Raw genomic sequence first — 18,206 nt, forward strand, 5'->3', positions numbered from 1 at the left:
GTTAAATATTTCAGCCAAATGTAAGACCAAAACTAAAATTTACAAACTCCAATAAAAAGAAAAAGGCCCACTTTACAACATGAAAGTGAGCCTTTGTGATTTGCCTGAACTATTCTATTTCAAATAGTCATCAAAATAATTACTGACTTTCTGTTTCAAGTGAATTCGATCCATTCCTCTAACATTGTGTTCTGCTCGTGGATAAGGGAAATAATCAACCTGAACATTGTTCTTGATACATTCTCTGATAAAATTCAAACTGTGCTGCCACAAGACTGTTTTGTCGATTGCACCCTGACAGATTAATAGTTTACCTTTTAAATCTTTTGCCTTATTTAATAAAGAAACTTTAGCATAACCATCAGGGTTCTCACTTGGTGTATCCATATAACGTTCGCCATACATCACCTCATACCACTTCCAATCGATTACCGGACCTCCGGCAACAGCAACTTTAAACACATCCGGGTAATTTGTAATCAACGAAATGGTCATAAAACCACCATAGCTCCATCCATGAACACCAATACGATCCGCATCCACATAAGTTTGTGATTTCAAAAACTCAACTCCTTTCATTTGATCTGCCATTTCAGGCTGCCCACACTGACGGTGAATAATTGCTTCGAATTCTTTACCTCGATTGGCCGATCCTCTGTTATCAAGAGTAAAAACGACATAACCATGCTGAGCCATATACTCTTCCCATAAACGAGCTCCGCCTAACCATCTGTCGGTTACCAACTGAGCGTGAGGACCTCCATAAACATAGACAACTACCGGATATTTCTTTGCAGGATCAAAATTTGCAGGTTTAACCAGTCTGTAATATAAGTCAGTTTTATCATCAGCAGACTTTATTGTTCCCAAAGAAATCTCACCCAAATTATAATCTTTAAGTTTGTTTTCAGCAGTAACCAAATTTTTCACAACTTTTCCTTTGCCGTCAGCAATGTTGATGACGCGAGGAACATTTAAGCTACTGTAATTATCAATAAAATAAGCTCCTGACTGACTCATTTTTACGCTATGATAACCTTGGGCTTTAGTCAATTGAGTGCGCTTACCCGTCTTCATATTTAATTTATAAACATGACGCTCAATGGGACTCACCTCAGTTGACTCATAAAACAAGTTCTTTTCAGCTTTGTCAAAACCCAAAATCTGAGTAACCATCCAGTCTCCGGATGTGAGTTGCTTGATCAACTTACCATTAGCATCATACAGAAACAGGTGATTATAACCTGCTGTATTAGACTGATAAATAAACTGATTAGGTTTACTTTTCAAAAAGGTAAGCTTGTGTTGCGGTTCAACCCAACGATCATCTTTTTCCTCCAATAAAGTCTTAACCAACTCACCTGTTGTTGCATCGTATTTGTTAAGCTTCATATGATCTGAAGCTCTGTTTAGCACCTGAATATAAATATATTTACCAGCTGCTCCCCAGCTTACATTAGTTAAATACCTTTCTTTTCCAAAGTCATTTACCTTCAACCAAAGGGTTTTGGCCGTTTTTAAATTATAAACACCTACTGACACAATTTCAGAACGCATACCTGCCATTGGGTATTTGATTTCTCTCAACTCACCAACACGGGTATTAATATCAACCAATGGGAAATCTGTCACATGGCTCTCATCTTTCCGATAGAAAGCCAAAGACTCCCCTTGGGGTGACCAAAAGATTCCACCATCAATTCCATACTCATTTCTACTCACACTTTGCCCATTCACAAAGTTTTTATCGCTATCCTCTGTAACAGCAACTGCAGTTCCTTTACCATCTATAATATAAAGATTGTTCTCTAAGGTATATGCCAACTTGTTATTCGCTTCACAAAATGTTTTATTTTCTGCTTTAGGTTCTGAATTTAAAACAAGCTCAGCTTTTTTCTCAATAAACTTATAACGCAATAAACTCGATTTCATCCAAAACTGAATGGTATTAGCATCAAGCCATGTAAAGGCAGGAATCCTATCTGCTTTATCTAGTGAACTAGCCGAAAGTGCTGTATTTAACTCGTCCAGACTCAGGATTTGTCTGGCTTCCCCTTTCGGTGTTCCAAGCATAATTGAATTCTTCTCAATAAAGCTATATTCATTTTTATCAGCGCGCCATGTTAATTGGTAGATGGTTTCCGGGTAAAAGTCGCGCCACTGACCAATTATAGCATCTTTCATACTCAAGGTTTTGTCCTGAGCATAAACAGAAACATCACAAAGAGCTAATAGACAGATGGCTCCTAAAATGAGTCTTTTTTTCATTTGTTTTGAGTTTTAAGTTTGCTGTTAATAGTATTTTCACTAAGCCCTCAAATGTATTAAAAATCGACAAAAGGACATTTGACTTCTAATATTTTCTTCTTAAATTGCCATATAATTTTATACGTAAAGCATAATGCCAAAAACACACGCAAAGAACCGCATCAGACTTGTAATTATATTTCTAATAATTATAGTAGCAGCTTCAATTTTTTATCTTAGAAAACCATCCGATAAGACAACAGATGAAGTTAAACTTATTGAAAACCTTGTTGCTTCTTCTGTTAAGGCAGAACATGAAAGTGGAACAATTTTCCATTTCAACAACATCCTATTTAGTTTACCTTCTCCTTATCAAATTTCACTCATTTTACATGAGTCAGGTATTTCATACAATAAAGAATTACTTAATACCACCAACAAGGCCTCTGACTACGTCACAAATTTTAGTCGTGCAATCAACTTTGGTGTTTATGGTGTCGATTTAGGTTATATCAATATCTATCAGCAAACACAAGATGCAGCAAGCTATTTTGCTGTTCTTAAAATTTTATCTTTAGATCTTGGAATCTACAAAGTTCTCAATCAGGAAACGGTTAATCGAATTGAAACTAACATTGACAACCGAGATTCGTTGATGGTAATCGTATCTGAGACGTATAGAAATGTTGATAAATTTCTAAAAAACAATAAACGCGAGGATACCGGAGCTCTTATACTTGCTGGGGGATGGATCGAATCGGTATATGTTCTTACACAAGAAATGAAAAACAATCCGCATCCCGACTTGATGCAAAGAATTGCTGAACAAAAAAGACCTTTGGAAAATCTAATTAAGTTATTGGTTCCATATGCAGAAAATAGTGAAAACTATAAATTCTTAATCGAGAACTTAATTGATTTAGCCTATACATTTGATGAAATTATTGAAGAATATGAATATATCCCTTCGATTGATTTCCCCAAAAAGAAACTCACCATTGTCAATAGCAAGTCCAAACTAATTATCACTCCTAAATTGACTTCTGTTATTACAGAAAAGATTGATAAGCTACACAAGTTTATCACACAATAACAGTTAAAGACTAAGCAACCCGACAAGACGCAATTACGGCTTCATCCAACTTAATTCAAAAAAAATGAAAACATTATACTTTTTTATTCTTATAACCATCTCAACAACATTCAGCAGTCTGGCACAAGACAATACATTAATGGTAGAATGCAGCAAGTATCTTCAATCAAATTATGTTTCTGATGGTCAAGAATACAAAGCCGATTTAAATTCTGGAGAATCAGCTGAATTTCATACAACCTTCTATTCAGGTAACCATTATAGAGTTGCTGGTGTTAGCAATCAGGAAGATAGTCAACTTATATTCTCAGTTTACGATCAGGAGAATCATCTCTTATTCACCAATAAAAAATTTGGATCAACCCCATATTGGGATTTTGAATTTGCAAGCACTCTAAATTGTACGATAAAAGCTCAATACATTTCTAAGACTCAAAAACCGGGTTCAATACTATTGCTAATCGGTTTCCAGCAGTAATATCCCCAAGCACGATCCAAAAATTCCTCTTAATTCATGAGCGAAAGAATTCTAAAAGCCCTAATGCAATTATTCGCGATCATTGCGCACCCTGAAGGTGCAGGTGAAAAGCGACGCGCAATGGTTGTCAAATATCTGTACCGCCAACTAGATCAGGATTCCGCTCAGGAATATCTGAACCTATACAACACTTATTATCAAGATACTGTTGACAGAAACAACAGGCGATCAAAAAGAAAGCAAGTCATCTCGTCTCGCTCAGTCCGGGTACTTCGGATTTGCAGCGAAATGAATAAAGAACTTGTCGCCAGACAGAAAATCATTATCCTTATTCAATTACTTGAATTCCTTATGGAAAGTGATGAAATTACAGATGGTGAAAAGGAATTCGTCGAAACGGTTGCAGACACCTTTAATTTGCCTATCGATGGCTATATCAGGCTGCAAGACTTTATGCTCTCAGACTTTGACAAAATCAAAGAATCTGATCGGCTTTTGACAATTAACAACAAAAAGGAACATAAGGGAGAAGGCGAACATATCTATTCTGAAGGAATATCCGGAGAAATTAAAATTCTCCGACTTGTTAGAATCGACATGTTTGTAATACGTTTCCAAGGTCTTAAAGAGCTATACATGAATGGGCTTGCTTTAAAACCAGAACGTGTTCATATTCTGACTCAAGGTTCTTCTGTTCGCAACCCCAGGATCGAGCCCATTTATTTTAGCGATATCTTAAGCACATTCAACCGTGAAGCAATTAACGAGCGTGTTGTTTTCGAGGCTAAGGATATTGAATTTCGATATAAAGAAAATGATCAGGGTGTTCACCAACATTCGTTTAAGGAGGAATCCGGAAAAATGGTTGGAATTATGGGCTCAAGTGGTGCCGGTAAAACAACACTTCTGAATATCTTAAATGGATCATTATCCCCGCAGAAAGGGCAAGTCTTAATAAATGGTCATGATATATACAGTGATAAAGAATCCATAGAAGGGGTTATCGGGCATGTCTCTCAAGATGACCTTCTTATTGATTCACTGACTGTTTTTGAAAACCTCTATTTTAATGCAAAACTCTGTTTCGATAAGTATTCTTCTTTCAAACTCATCAGACTTGTTTATAAAGTTCTGAATGATTTAGGCCTATATGATGCACGAAATTTAAAAGTAGGAAATCCACTTGATAAAAAAATCAGTGGTGGCCAACGTAAACGATTAAACATTGCCCTTGAGCTAATTAGAGAACCTGCTGTTCTTTTTCTCGATGAGCCTACATCTGGCTTATCATCACGAGACTCATCTAAAATTATGGATCTCCTTAAAAACTTAGCTTTAAAAGGTAAGTTAATCTTTGTTGTTGTTCATCAACCCTCAAGCGAAACATTTAAGATGTTTGACCGTCTTCTCTTTCTTGATTTAGGCGGATATATGATTTTCAATGGCAACCCTCTTGATGCCATCACCTACTTTAAATCAGAAACACAACAAGCTAACCGTAGCGGTAACGAATGTGAAGTTTGTGGTAATATCGATGCCGACCAAATTTTCAATATGGTTGAATCTGAGGTGCTTGATGAGTACGGGATTCCAACACAAACCCGCAAAGTCAGACCAGAGCAATGGGATAAAAGATTCAAAGAGAGTGATATCGCCCAAAAACATATTGAAGATGCAACAGAATTACCTCCTATCAGTTTTAAAGTACCTAAACAGTTTAAACAATTTAGTGTATTTGTCAAACGAGATATCATATCGAAATTAGCTAATAAACAATACCTGCTTATAAATTTCTTCGAGACACCCCTTCTGGCATTTATCTTATCCTATATTATAAAATTCTATAATATCGATAAAGCCAATCAACTTGGATACACATTTAGCAATAACAGTAATATTCCTGTTTACCTTTTTATGTCGGTGATTGTTGCTTTATTTATAGGCTTGACTATAAGTGCAGAAGAAATTATTAAGGACCGAAAAATTCTAAAAAGAGAACGTTTTCTCAACTTAAGTCCGGCAAGTTATTTTTTATCAAAGGTTGTTATTCTTTTTTCAGTGTCAGCATTCCAAGCCTTTATATTTGTTATCATTGGCAACTCGATACTCGAGATAAAAGGCATGTATTTTACCTACTGGCTGGTTTTATTTAGCTCGTGGTGTTTTGCCAACATGCTAGGCTTAGTTATTTCTGATAGCTTTAAAACAGTCATAAACATCTATATTTTAATCCCATTTATACTAATTCCACAACTTATTTTAAGTGGTGTTATTGTTAAATTCGACAAGATCAACCCGAATATTTCTCATCCCAACAGAATACCTTGGTATGGTGAAATTATTACGGCCAGATGGGCTTATGAAGCATTAGCCGTTGAGCAATTTACAGCAAATGAATACGAAAAACATTTCTATCTATTTGACAAAATCATGAGCCAGGCTGATTATAAGAAAAACTATTGGCTGCCCATCCTAAAAAATAAACTTAGCGATTGTGAGAAAATCTTAAGAAAAGGAAATGTCGATGAAAAATACAACTCAAATCTGAGTTTGATTTATAATGAACTTAAAGCGCATTCACTTCCTATCGAGTTTAAAAAGCTTGATCTTTTAGATCGAAACCCAACGAACATGGTTCTTTTAAAAGAGGTCAAGATGTACCTTAACGACCTGAACCGTCATTACATCATGCTTTATAATGCTGCTAACAAGAAAAAAGACGAAGAGCTTCTTGCCTTACAAAGCAAATTCCCTGATAAAGAGAGTTTCGTTAATATGAAAAAGTCTTACGATAATGACAGATTAACCGAATTTGTAAAAAACAGCAATGATATAGAACGTATTGTCGAATATGAGGATCGATTGTATCAACGAATTGATCCGGTCTTCAGAGATGGCGGTAGTTCCTTTTTAAAAGCGCATTTTTATGCCCCCAGGAAAAAGATATTTAATCGGGAATTCGATACGTATTGGGTCAATATCACCATTATCTGGTTGATGACTATTTCCCTCTATTTCGTTTTGTATTTTGGATTATTTAAACGCTTTTTAAACTCGCTCGAACGTCGAATCGTTTTAAAACTAACCTAAACAAAAAAAATCCATTCAGTAATGAATGGATTTTTCTTTTTGTTCCAGAGTCCTATTTTTTCATAAGTGTTTCGGCCTTCAACAATTCTTCCGGCTTACCAAGATCCATCCACAAATCAGATGAATCGTGAAAGCCAGCTATTCTATGACTTTTTGCTAAACGCAAATACAAATCTATGACGGAAAAAACACCCTCCTCTTCAATCAGATCTAATAATTCTGATTCAATAATATGAATGCCTGAAAAACTATAAGCTTTAGAATTCAAATGACTGACATTCACTATTTTTTCTTCATGAGTCGCATCATTTTTCCATGCACACAACAAACCGTCATGATTAAAACACAGATACCTATCCGTTTTTTTATCAATTAAATTCAAAGTTGCCAATGCTTGATTCTGCTTGTGAGCCGATAAAAGATCTCCCAAATCTAAAGAACTCAGCACATCTACATTGTAAATTAAGATGGGAGCATTAGGAATAAATAAAGGCGCTGCCTTTTTAATTGCACCCCCGGTATCCAAGAGAAGGTCCCTCTCATCAGAAATTCGGATATCCAGACCAAAATTTTCATTCGATTCTAAAAAGTCCTCAATTTGATCGGCAAAATGGTGGACATTGATCACAATTCTGTCCACACCAAAATCTTTCATCTTTAAAATGCAATGCTCTAAAAGAGGTTTCCCATTGAGTTTAACCAAAGCTTTAGGGCAATTCTTAGTATAGTGTTGCAAGCGTGTACCAAGACCCGCAGCAAATATCATCGCATTAATCATGTTGTCTTTTTATTTCTTTTGCATCGCAAAGCTTTTTCACATTTTTAGCAACACGCGCACATTTTTTACAAACATACTTTGCACCACCTTTGCATAGCTTATCAGCATATTCTGTTTTCGATAATTTACAACGCTTCTTCCCCATTGCTACAAAGTCTTTACACTCCCTGGTTCAAGATGTTTAAGATCAATTTCAATATCGTATTTCCCCTCAATATATTTAGCCAGATATTCTGCTGCATACACCGATCTGTGTTGACCTCCAACGCAACCGAAACTAACTTCCATCTGTTTTGCATTCTGTTTTTTTGACCTTTCAATTGCAAAATCCACAGTATGACAAACCGATTTCAGAAATGCAGGCATGCCCGTCCCTTCGGTGAAGAATGAAGATAGAAACTCAGGCTTAAAATGATTTTCCTCAAAACGGTTATCATCAACAGGATCATCAATCATACGACAATCAAAAACAAAACCATTTGCCGAAAATCCTCTTCGATATGAAAAGCTCTGAATTGAGACCTTCAGCTTATCATCGTCAACAAGACCAACTGAATTTAAAAATTCTGATTCACACACCCTATTCAGTGCAGCTAATAACTCAGGAAGTTTAACAGAGAAATTTAAATGCGGCAACACTTCTCTTAAATCTCTTAAAGCATAAGGTATTGATTGTAGAAAATGCACTTTCTTCTCATAAAAGCCTCTAAAACCAAAAGCCCCCATAGCTTGCATCTTGCGTATCAAAACATAGCCATAATAATAGGTTTTAAACGCTTTTATATCCACTTGCTTATACGAACTCAATTCGTCCAGATAATAAGCTAAAAGTTCATCACGAACTGTCTGAGGAAAATCAGCCTTAGCATCGTATAAGAGCGATGCCAAATCGTATGGCAAGGCACCTTTTCGTCCTCCCTGATAATCGATAAATTTGGGCTCACCATCCTTTAACATGACATTTCTCGATTGAAAATCTCTATAAAGGAAATAGTCATCAGGGGCTTGCAACAAATAATCTGTGAACTTCAAATAATCATCCTCAAGCAATTGCTCATCAAAGGGCACTTTGGCCAGTTTCAGAAAATAATATTTAAAATAATTCAGATCCCACATCATAGATTGCTTATCAAAAGCAGCCCTTGGATAAGCCTTAGAATAATCTAAGCCCTTACCACCTTCTATCTGGAAACGAATTAATTCTTTAATTGTTTTTTTCAGGATAAGAATAAGTGAATCCGGGAAATGATCACCTTCACGCTCGTCCTGGATGTAATCGAAGAGCATGGTATCCCCAAAATCATCCTGCAAATAAATATCCTGAGAATCATCTACAGCCAAAATCGTTGGTACAGGTAAACCTTTCGATTTAAAATGACGACTAAAAGTAATAAAGGCATTATTTTCCTTTTTATCGGCATTATAAACGCCCATCACTGTCTCTTTCTCCCCAATTAAGCGAATATACTGACGGTAGGAACCCGATGGAGGAATCAGTTCGGTTCTCACAAGCTGATCACCCCTAGATTCTTCAAAAAGATTGACGATACTTTGTTCTATATTTTTCTTCATAAAGGATAATATTTTTTTATCGAAGCATATAGATTAAAACAGTTTATAAAAATGCTTTTCATCTTTCTCCAAGGTAAACGTACCCCAAAATTTATTGTGTAAATGTACACAAAACAGCCAAAATAGTAAAACCGTTGAGTACCACTATTTATATGATATAATACAGGACTTATGCATTTAAAACACGTTCACTATTCTCTTTAGGATAAAACACTATTATATCACTTTGTTTTTTGAATTAAATCAGCATACACATTATCAATATCGTCTAATATTGACTTGTCACATTAACTATAAACACCTCAACCATGAAGTAGACTGTCTAATTATAGCTCCTGGTAAAATAGTTTTCAAAAAAAAAATGATCTTTTATATTGATCGTTATTTTTTATCATTTCATTTGCATAATATTTTTAAAACAATAGAATTCGACGGCCTTAATTAAACCTAAATAACTATATACACATATACTTAAACTACTTGAAACTTAAAATAATTATGAAACAAATCATTTTTATAAGCCTGCTTATTGCAGTGTTATTTTCTGCCTGTAAAAAGAAAAATGAATATTCTGACCAAAAAGAAATTACCAGTTTTACCTTTGAAGAACTTACCCCTAATGTAGCTGCCACTATTAACGAAACAGACGGCACTATAACAGCTGAACTTCCTTTTGGTACAAATATAAAGACACTAATACCTACTATCATCATTTCTACCAGAGCAAAGGTAAGCCCAGCAAGCAATGTAGCAACTGACTTTACAAAACCTGTTAACTATACAGTTACGGCAGAAGATGGCACAACAAAAACTTATGTGTTTACGGTAACATTAGGTGCAAATGATGAGAAAACAATTTCGTCTTTTACCTTCGAAGAACTTAGTCCTATTGTAAGTGCCACCATAAATGAAACGAATGCCACCATAAGTGCAAAAGTACCTTTTGATACAGATGTAACAACATTAACTCCCACCATCATCATTTCTGCAAATGCAACAATAAACCCAGAAAGTAACACCGCAAAAGATTTCACAAAACCTGTTACCTATACGCTTACAGCAGAAGATGGCACAACAAAAACCTATATCGTTACGGTAATATTAGGTGCAAATGATGAAAAGGCAATCTCATCTTTTATCTTCGAGGGACTTAATCCTAAAGTAAGTGCCACCATTGATGAAACAGGCAGCACCATAACAGCAAAAGTACCTATGGGTACAAATTTAACATTAACGCCCATTATTGCAATTTCTGAAAATGCAACAATAAGCCCAGCAAGTGGCACAGCAATAGACTTCACAAAACCTGTTAATTATACCGTTACAGCAGAAGATGGCACAACAAAAACCTATGTAATTAATGTTATTGAGACTATTCCTTTCATCTCTGTATGGAAGACCACAAAAGCAAACGAAGAAATAGAACTGCCATTAGTTGATGATGGAGTTTATGACTTTACAGTAAACTGGGGAGATGGTCGTTCAGATTATATTACTGACTGGAATGCTTCAGAGAAATCACATAGCTATATTAAGGTAGGAGAATATACAGTTAGCATAACAGGACAAATAGAAGGATTTAGTTTTTATGATTCTGGGATAAATGGAACACCTAATGCTATTATTGATATTACTCAGTGGGGTGAAGAATTTAGATTTGGTAACAAGGGAGCTTATTTCAAAGACTGTTTTAACCTAACAGGCTTTAGTGCAACTAACACTCCCAACCTAGAGGGAACTTTAAATATGTCTTATATGTTTTTTTATGCAAAAAAATTTAACGGAGACATTAGCAATTGGGATGTGTCAAATATTACAGATATGAATTGGATGTTTTATCAGGCAGATGCATTTAACAAGGATATTAGCAATTGGGATGTATCAAATGTTACAGATATGAGTGTAATGTTTGCATATACATCAGCATTTAACCAAGACATTAGCAATTGGGATGTGTCCGCTGTTACAGATATGAGTTATATGTTTTCTAAAGCAAGTGTATTTAATCAAGACCTTAGCAATTGGAATGTATCAGCCGTTATAGATATGCAAGGTATGTTCTCTGAGGCAAGTGCATTCAACAAAGATCTCAGCAGTTGGGATGTGTCAACAGTTACCAATATGTATAGAATGTTTATGAAAGCAAGTGCATTTAACCAGGATATTAGCAATTGGGATGTGGCAGGTGTTACAGATATGTCTGCAATGTTTTCATATGCAACGATATTTAACCAAGACATTAGCAATTGGGATGTATCAGCTGTTACAACCATGGAATCAATGTTTTCTGGGGCAAGTGTGTTTAACCAAAACCTTAACGAATGGAATATATCAGCTGTGACAAACACAAGTTTTATGTTTATAGACGCAAGTGCATTTAACGGAGATATTAGCAGTTGGGATGTGTCAGCTATTAAAAGTATGTCTTATATGTTTTATGAGGCAAGTGCATTTAACCAAGACCTTAGCAGTTGGGACGTTTCACAGGTAACAAATAGTGATCATTTCGATGTTGGAGCAAGTGCTTGGACAAACTCAGCTTGGAAACCAAACTTTCCATAATTAGGAGAACGCAAATATAAATTGTTAATATCTTAACTCAATTAAAATTCAAGTATTCCATAACAATCTCGTAAAACTTAACACATAGTAATTAATAAATAATAAAATTCAACGGCCTTAATTAAACCTATAGAACTACATATACTTAAACTACTTGAAACTTAAAATAATTATGAAACAGATCATTTTTATAAGCCTGCTTATTGCAGTGTTATTTTCTGCCTGTGAAAAGGATACCGACTATTCTAACCAAAAAGAAATTATCAGTTTTATCTTTGAAGAACTTACCCCTAAAGTAACTGCCACCATTGACGAAACAGATGGTACTATTAGCAGAACTTCCTTTTGGCACAAATATAAAGGCATTAACACCTACTATCATCATTTCTGCCGGAGCATAGGTAAGCCCAGCAAGCAATGTAGCTACAGACTTTACAAAACCTGTTAGCTATACAGTTACGGCAGAAGATGGCATAACAAAAACTTATGTGCTTACGGTAACTGTAGTCAAAATAATCTCTTCTTTTGTCTTTGAAGGGCTAAACTAGGAAGTTTGATTCTTTTAATCCCTAATTTGATACTCTAAGCATGAAAATTAGAATTCTCAATTATAATTTACTTATTATGAACATCCTCTTTGCTAAATGGACTTTGCCCAGTTGCGTTACAGGTACCTATAGGGTATTCTTAAAAATACGAGCTTCCTTATCGTTATTAAATAAGCTATTTGTTACAAAAAGAAGTAACACAAGAGAACTTCGATAAGCAGAGCCGGCAACATATTTAGAACACGAATTCTTTTAATATCAAGAATTGTAACTCCCAAACCCAATATTAAAATCCCGCCAATTCCTGTCAATTCAGTAATAATGGCATCCGGGATGATATTACCAAAAAATATTGCCAACAGGGTTAGTGCTGCCTGATAAATAAACAAGGGGACAGATGAAAACATAACTCCAATGCCAAAGGCTGCCGTTAAAGCAATAGCCGAAAATCCATCCATAATAGACTTCGTAAATAAGAGATTGGCTCCTTTCCCCATTCCCTCTTCGAAACAGCCTAAAATGGACATACTTCCCATGCAAAACAAGAGAAAAGCAGTAATCATTCCTGTAGTAAAGGACGCGTCATCTCCCTTACCAAGCTTATGCTTAATTTTATCACTTAACTTCTCAGTGCCTTTTTCAATATTGATCCATTCGCCAAGCAAAGATCCGGTGACCAAACTAAAGATCATGATCAGCATATTATTGGCCTTAAAAGCCATAACCAAACCTAAACTGATTGTAAACAAACCTATGGCTTGAAAAACAATCTCGAAAAGCCGCTTGGGAATTCGAGAACGAAAGGTCATACCAATAGCACTTCCAAGAATTACAGCTCCTACATTAACAAGGGTTCCAATCATCCTAACAGATTATTGATTAATTCTCATTGGGTAAAAATGAATATTTATGCGAATAGTTTAGCATTTGCTCAGCAAAATCCATAGGATAACTGACCTCGACATCTACAATTATTCCTTCTTTGTAAACAGGATGATATTCTGGATTAATAAAACCCGCATAAGCAGCTAGATTCAGTTTATCAAATCGCTCTTTAACTTCCTTATGAATGGGCTCATCAACTTTTACGGCATAATTCTCAACCAATAATTTACCCGTTTCAAAGTCACCTTCTGATTTGATTCGCTGCACTTCGCTTAATAATTCACCAAAGAGAGCTCTTAACTTCTCGTAGTCACGAATTACAAAATAGGTTTTACCCTCTTTTTCCAGCTTCTCTATCACATTATCTTCTGCGCCTTTTTCAAAAACCCACTTGGCAATGAGTTGACGATTTCTCATATGTGATTCTTCAATCTCTTTGCCCAACTCGATACGGGTAAGTTGAGTCAGTAAACCATTACGAATATAGCCATCATACTCAGCTTTGCCCACTTCTAAATTAGGGATCAAACCAATTTCAATCAACTTTTCGTCCATGATATAGTACAAGGCAAATAAATCAGCTCGTGCTTCTTCAAGAGTAGAATGGTAATTTTTCAATGCGTCCATCCCCACACCAGGGAGAAGTTGTCCTGAGCCATGACCTAAACATTCATGTAAATCGGTATGCAAATTTCCACCTAAATGGCCAAATTCCTTCGAGCGAGCAATCTCTTCTTCACTATAGGCAAACTCTTCGAGCATTCCGCCCTTCAAAGAAGCTTGATGATATGCATGAGTAATATTATCAATCGTCACCGACTTGCTGCCGTGTTCCTTACGAATCCACTCGGCATTTGGCAAATTAATGCCAATTGGTGTAGCTGGATGACAATCTCCACCAAGCATCGCAACCGTTATCACCTTAGCACTAACACCTTTCACGACCTCTTTCTTAAAACGTGAATCGACGGGAGAATGATCCTCAAACCATTGTGCATTTTCAGAAATAATTTTTGTCCGCTTGCTTCCTTCCAAATCCTCAAAGTTAACCACTGACTCCCAGCTTCCTTTTATAGCAAGAGCATCACCGTAAACTTCAATAAAACCATTTACCACATCTACATGCGCATCTAAATCCTTTACCCAAAGAATTGAATAATCATCAAAGGTTTTTAAATCACCTGTTTGGTAGAATTCAATCAGTTTGGTTAAGGCTTGTTTTTGCAGCTCACTATCGGCAATTGGTAAAGCTTTCTCTAACCAAAATACAATCTCTTCAATTGCCTCGGTGTACATGCCACCAACTTTCCAAACCTTTTCTTTTATCTCTCCATTTTCCTTTACCAGTTTTGAATTTAAACCAGCTGAAATAGGACGATCAACATCCCCTTTATCAAACTGCTTATAGAACGCTTCAACCTCTTTTTGAGAAACAGATTCGTAGTAGTTATTAGCCGAACTCTCAATCAAATCCTTTTCAGGATTAAGAACCACTCTTTTTGCCTCTGAATTTTCATCAAAAATGACCTCGCTCAATCGGGTAAGCAAATCAATTTCATCTTGGTTTGCCTTCAATGGAAGCAGTTCATAGTTCGAATTGGCAATTAGTTCACCGAAGTATTCCTCTGTAAACTCAGGCATAATTTTATCCATGGAATAATGGTGATGTATCCCATTCGAGAACCAAACGCGCTTGATATAAACCTCAAACTTTTTAAATTCCTCACAGTCTCTATCTCCATCATAAGACAAAAAAATAGCTTCTAAAGTTCTTCGGATTAACAGATTGTATTTGTTATTCTGATCAAACAAAATATCTCGCCCACAATGAGCCGCTTCTGATAAATAATAGATCAACTCTTTCTGTTGTAGAGTCAAATCTTCGAAACCCGGCACCTGATATCTTAATATTTTAACATCAGCAAATTGTTCCGTTTGATATATAAATTCTTCTGTCATAATTATTGATATTGATTGTTAGCTATTCTAACGAAAATATGCTCCCAGCTTAAGGTATTTATGTCTTAATAGAATCAATTCAGATTCTTCATGTCATATTCTTCAACTAAATTCCAAATGCCATTATTTAATTCCAGGGCATCGTATGAAAAATCAGGACCGTAATATTCAAATTGATTAATATAGCGTGGCTCCGAAGGAGAGAGATGATCAAAAACAATACAATTAGCCCTCTCATGATATTTCAACTGCATTTGTGCCTGCTTAGAATATTCAAAAATCACACGAGACAGACGTTTCCCTCTCCAATTTATGACCGGAAAACCAAACTCAGGATCTCCCGTTTTTGAGAAGCCCAAGGTTTCAATAACTTTTTTACTTGTCCTGTCTTTATTTCCATCCCAACCGAGTAATAAATACATGCTTTTCTTGTTGTATTTAAAAGGCACGATTTGATAATACAAAGCCCCCAACCACTGATCTGATGAAAGCTTAGTCACCATACTTTCTTCAACCTTCAGATTTTGTTGCAGCTCAAACAGTCGATTTTTTCGGCCATCCTTTTTCAGGCAAAGTGCAAAATATCTGTATTCACCATTCACCAGCGTATAATTCCACGAAAAGATTCTCACTTGCTCATCCGGCGAAGTCACCTTCCCAAGATTATTAATCAGATTAAACGGATAATTAAAACTACCTTTCTTTCTCAGGACAGCCTTTAAATCGCCCATGATCTTTTGAGATATGCTCAACTTGACAGAATCATCAGACGCAATTTTCAACGCTTCAAATTGTATATTAAGATCCTGTTCACACTCGATAAATTTCGATTGTGCATTTAATCTCAGCAGCGTAAAAGTGAGTATAAAGACAATAAAAAATCGTTTCAAAATCATCATTTAAATCTTTACAGCATCCATCGCTTTTATAAGAAGTTTACAAGCTTCATTAATCTCCTCATCAGTAATCACCAAAGGTGGTGCAATGCGAAAAGCGCCTGGGTAGAATAAGAAAGGATCCATAACAATACCTAATTCATAGGCTTGCTTCATTATTTCAAGCATAATCTCCTGATTCTCCACATTTACAGCTATAAAAAGCCCCTTGTTTCGGAATCCCTTGATTAAAGGATGATCTTTTAAAAGAGAAATAAAAAGTTCACCTTTTCTATTGACATCTTCAATTATTTTATCTTCCAGCAACACTTCGAGTCCAGCCAAAGCAGCAGCACATGAAACCGGATGACCTCCAAAAGTAGTGATATGTCCCAGCATAGGATTAGACTTGAAACTGTCCAATATTCCTTTTTCAGATATAAACGCCCCAATTGGCATTCCCGCTCCCATTGCTTTAGCAAGCGTTAAAATATCGGGGATTACATTAAAATGCTCAAAGGCAAATAACTTTCCTGTACGTCCGAAGCCCATCTGTACTTCATCAAAAATCAAAAGTGCCCCAGTTTCATCACAACGCTTGCGTAGGGTATCCAAAAATTCCTGAGACGGAATAATAAAGCCTGCTTCTGACTGAATCGGCTCCAATATCACACAAGCCGTTTTATTGGTGATCTTTTGAAGATCCTCAATATTGTCAAACTCAATCTGGCGAACATCAGGTAAAAGTGGGCGATATGCATTTTTCATTTCTTCATCTCCCAACACACTTAATGCGCCATGTGTACTCCCATGATAAGCATTATTGAAATGAATAATTTCACTTCTTCCCGTATATCGTTTGGCCAATTTAATTGCGCCTTCGTTGGCTTCACTCCCCGAATTCACAAAATAAACCGAATTTAATTTGTCCGGTAAATTATCAACTAGAAGTTTAGCCAACTTAACCTGCGGTGTTTCAATAAACTCACCATAAACCATCAGGTGCATATATTTATCCACCTGATCTTTAACGGCCTGTCTCACACGCGGATGACCATGACCTAAATTACTTACCGATACACCAGATACCAGGTCGAGGTATTTTTTCCCTTCAGGGGTATACATATATATTCCTTCTGCTCTTTCAATTTCGAGTGAAATTGGATAATCAGAGGTCGTTGCAACATGTTGCAAAAATAATTGTCGATTGGAAATCATAAACTAAAATTTGATAGACTACAAAAATCTTAAAAATTCCGGCCAAAAGAAAACGATATGCTTAAAATTATCCGCATTCCCCCAAAATCGAATTTTGAAATTTATTGATACTAAAAAAGGGTTTGCAGTCGCAAACCCTTTACTATACGATTCAAATAACTCTTATCGAGTCATCAGATTGATATCACCCATTAATTTCTCGCGGTACGATTTTCCAATAGGAATCGACTTGGAGCCACCATCAGTTGTAATTACCACTGAATTATCTTCAATCATCTCAATCTTCTTAAGATTTACAACGTATGAACGGTGAATTCTTGAGAATAAATGTGAAGGCATTTTGTCTTCAATAGCTTTCATTGTAAAGTGGATGGTATACTTATCTGTAAAAGTATTAACAACCACATAGTTTTCAAGTGCTTCAACCCAAAGAATATCATCATAATGCAGTCTTACAAGAGTTGAATTACTCTTAATAAAGATCTCATTATTTTCTGGAGTAAATACTGTACTTCCATTTTTATCTGCACGAGCGTTCACCTTGTTTACTGCCTTGAAAAAACGACTGTATGAAATTGGCTTTAATAAATAATCTGATACATCATACTCAAATGCCTCTAATGCATATTGCTCCTTAGATGAAATAATTATTACCTGAGGTGTTGTATTTAAACTATTCAAAAACTCCATTCCAGACATTTCAGGCATCTCAACATCAAGAAAAATCAAATCTATAGGATCATTTTTCTTAATATCATTAATAGCCTCAATTGCACTTGGGTAAGAAGCAATAAGTGTCAGATAATCTGTTCTTTCAATATAACTCTCAACAACTTTTCTTGAAAGTTTATCGTCATCAATTACAACACAATTCATATGATTAAATTTATTATATCAATTT

General features: G+C 35.7%; 14 protein-coding genes. 5 read left to right on the forward strand and 9 right to left on the reverse strand.

The window, feature by feature from the left end:
* Window positions 1-114: 114 nt before the first annotated feature.
* Complete coding sequence (locus tag EV201_RS05555) at window positions 115-2,268, reverse strand: S9 family peptidase (RefSeq protein WP_130306404.1); 2,154 nt, start codon at window positions 2,266-2,268, stop codon at window positions 115-117.
* 133 nt (window positions 2,269-2,401) lie between these two features.
* Between EV201_RS05555 and EV201_RS05560 the strand changes: the two genes are divergently transcribed.
* The 3 genes from EV201_RS05560 (at window position 2,402) to EV201_RS05570 (ending at window position 6,908) form a co-directional block, all read left to right on the forward strand.
* On the forward strand, window positions 2,402-3,340 hold the full coding sequence (locus EV201_RS05560) for a hypothetical protein (protein WP_130306406.1): 939 nt from the start codon (window positions 2,402-2,404) through the stop codon (window positions 3,338-3,340).
* A gap of 64 nt (window positions 3,341-3,404) precedes the next feature.
* On the forward strand, window positions 3,405-3,818 hold the full coding sequence (locus EV201_RS05565) for a hypothetical protein (protein WP_130306408.1): 414 nt from the start codon (window positions 3,405-3,407) through the stop codon (window positions 3,816-3,818).
* Between the two features lie 36 nt (window positions 3,819-3,854).
* Entirely contained in the window at window positions 3,855-6,908 is a 3,054-nt protein-coding gene (locus EV201_RS05570) for an ATP-binding cassette domain-containing protein (protein ID WP_130306410.1), read from the forward strand.
* 52 nt (window positions 6,909-6,960) lie between these two features.
* Here EV201_RS05570 and EV201_RS05575 read toward each other — a convergent pair whose 3' ends face one another.
* Genes EV201_RS05575 through EV201_RS05580 form a run of 3 tightly spaced genes read right to left on the reverse strand, consistent with a single transcriptional unit; the run spans window position 6,961 to window position 9,258 of the window.
* Window positions 6,961-7,686: a nucleotidyltransferase family protein gene (locus EV201_RS05575; RefSeq protein ID WP_207224398.1), complete on the reverse strand. Its 726-nt coding sequence runs from the start codon at window positions 7,684-7,686 to the stop codon at window positions 6,961-6,963.
* Window positions 7,679-7,831 carry a hypothetical protein gene (locus EV201_RS16360; protein ID WP_165389597.1) on the reverse strand — a complete coding sequence of 51 codons (153 nt, stop codon included), beginning with the start codon at window positions 7,829-7,831 and terminating at the stop codon, window positions 7,679-7,681. Before EV201_RS16360 ends, EV201_RS05575 begins: the two co-directional genes overlap by 8 nt.
* A gap of 2 nt (window positions 7,832-7,833) precedes the next feature.
* Window positions 7,834-9,258: a RapZ C-terminal domain-containing protein gene (locus EV201_RS05580; RefSeq protein ID WP_130306412.1), complete on the reverse strand. Its 1,425-nt coding sequence runs from the start codon at window positions 9,256-9,258 to the stop codon at window positions 7,834-7,836.
* Between the two features lie 498 nt (window positions 9,259-9,756).
* Between EV201_RS05580 and EV201_RS05585 the strand changes: the two genes are divergently transcribed.
* Together EV201_RS05585 and EV201_RS05590 are read left to right on the forward strand one after the other, a co-directional pair.
* Window positions 9,757-11,820, forward strand: a complete 2,064-nt coding sequence (locus EV201_RS05585; RefSeq protein ID WP_130306414.1) for a BspA family leucine-rich repeat surface protein — start codon at window positions 9,757-9,759, stop codon at window positions 11,818-11,820.
* A 172-nt stretch (window positions 11,821-11,992) separates the two neighbouring features.
* The gene (locus tag EV201_RS05590) at window positions 11,993-12,268 is read left to right on the forward strand and encodes a hypothetical protein (protein ID WP_130306416.1); all 276 of its coding nucleotides are present in this window, start codon (window positions 11,993-11,995) and stop codon (window positions 12,266-12,268) included.
* 282 nt (window positions 12,269-12,550) lie between these two features.
* On the opposite strand, the gene EV201_RS05595 is transcribed toward EV201_RS05590, so the two are convergent.
* From EV201_RS05595 to EV201_RS05615, 5 genes are all read right to left on the reverse strand, one after another.
* A complete protein-coding gene (locus tag EV201_RS05595; RefSeq protein WP_130306418.1) occupies window positions 12,551-13,231 on the reverse strand; it encodes a DUF554 domain-containing protein in 681 nt (226 codons plus the stop codon).
* 16 nt (window positions 13,232-13,247) lie between these two features.
* A complete protein-coding gene (locus EV201_RS05600; protein WP_130306420.1) occupies window positions 13,248-15,212 on the reverse strand; it encodes a dipeptidyl-peptidase 3 family protein in 1,965 nt (654 codons plus the stop codon).
* A gap of 74 nt (window positions 15,213-15,286) precedes the next feature.
* Entirely contained in the window at window positions 15,287-16,102 is an 816-nt protein-coding gene (locus EV201_RS05605) for a hypothetical protein (RefSeq protein ID WP_130306421.1), read from the reverse strand.
* Window positions 16,103-16,111: 9 nt separating this feature from the next.
* Complete coding sequence (locus tag EV201_RS05610) at window positions 16,112-17,305, reverse strand: aspartate aminotransferase family protein (RefSeq protein ID WP_242610460.1); 1,194 nt, start codon at window positions 17,303-17,305, stop codon at window positions 16,112-16,114.
* Window positions 17,306-17,467: 162 nt separating this feature from the next.
* Entirely contained in the window at window positions 17,468-18,181 is a 714-nt protein-coding gene (locus EV201_RS05615; RefSeq protein ID WP_130306423.1) for a LytR/AlgR family response regulator transcription factor, read from the reverse strand.
* Between the last annotated feature and the right edge of the window lie 25 nt (window positions 18,182-18,206).

Origin of the sequence: Ancylomarina subtilis (assembly GCF_004217115.1) — a bacterium.
Lineage (GTDB): Bacteria > Bacteroidota > Bacteroidia > Bacteroidales > Marinifilaceae > Ancylomarina > Ancylomarina subtilis.

Excerpts from the sequence above, each read along its gene's own strand:
- EV201_RS05610 (WP_242610460.1), bottom strand. The coding sequence starts at position 17,305 with ATGATTTCCAATCGACAATTATTTTTGCAACATGTTGCAACGACCTCT.
- EV201_RS05570 (WP_130306410.1), top strand. The coding sequence starts at position 3,855 with ATGAGCGAAAGAATTCTAAAAGCCCTAATGCAATTATTCGCGATCATT.
- EV201_RS05595 (WP_130306418.1), bottom strand. The coding sequence starts at position 13,231 with ATGATTGGAACCCTTGTTAATGTAGGAGCTGTAATTCTTGGAAGTGCT.
- EV201_RS05590 (WP_130306416.1), top strand. The coding sequence starts at position 11,993 with ATGAAACAGATCATTTTTATAAGCCTGCTTATTGCAGTGTTATTTTCT.
- EV201_RS05615 (WP_130306423.1), bottom strand. The coding sequence starts at position 18,181 with ATGAATTGTGTTGTAATTGATGACGATAAACTTTCAAGAAAAGTTGTT.
- EV201_RS05600 (WP_130306420.1), bottom strand. The coding sequence starts at position 15,212 with ATGACAGAAGAATTTATATATCAAACGGAACAATTTGCTGATGTTAAA.
- EV201_RS05575 (WP_207224398.1), bottom strand. The coding sequence starts at position 7,686 with ATGATTAATGCGATGATATTTGCTGCGGGTCTTGGTACACGCTTGCAA.
- EV201_RS16360 (WP_165389597.1), bottom strand. The coding sequence starts at position 7,831 with ATGGGGAAGAAGCGTTGTAAATTATCGAAAACAGAATATGCTGATAAG.
- EV201_RS05555 (WP_130306404.1), bottom strand. The coding sequence starts at position 2,268 with ATGAAAAAAAGACTCATTTTAGGAGCCATCTGTCTATTAGCTCTTTGT.
- EV201_RS05580 (WP_130306412.1), bottom strand. The coding sequence starts at position 9,258 with ATGAAGAAAAATATAGAACAAAGTATCGTCAATCTTTTTGAAGAATCT.
- EV201_RS05565 (WP_130306408.1), top strand. The coding sequence starts at position 3,405 with ATGAAAACATTATACTTTTTTATTCTTATAACCATCTCAACAACATTC.
- EV201_RS05585 (WP_130306414.1), top strand. The coding sequence starts at position 9,757 with ATGAAACAAATCATTTTTATAAGCCTGCTTATTGCAGTGTTATTTTCT.
- EV201_RS05560 (WP_130306406.1), top strand. The coding sequence starts at position 2,402 with ATGCCAAAAACACACGCAAAGAACCGCATCAGACTTGTAATTATATTT.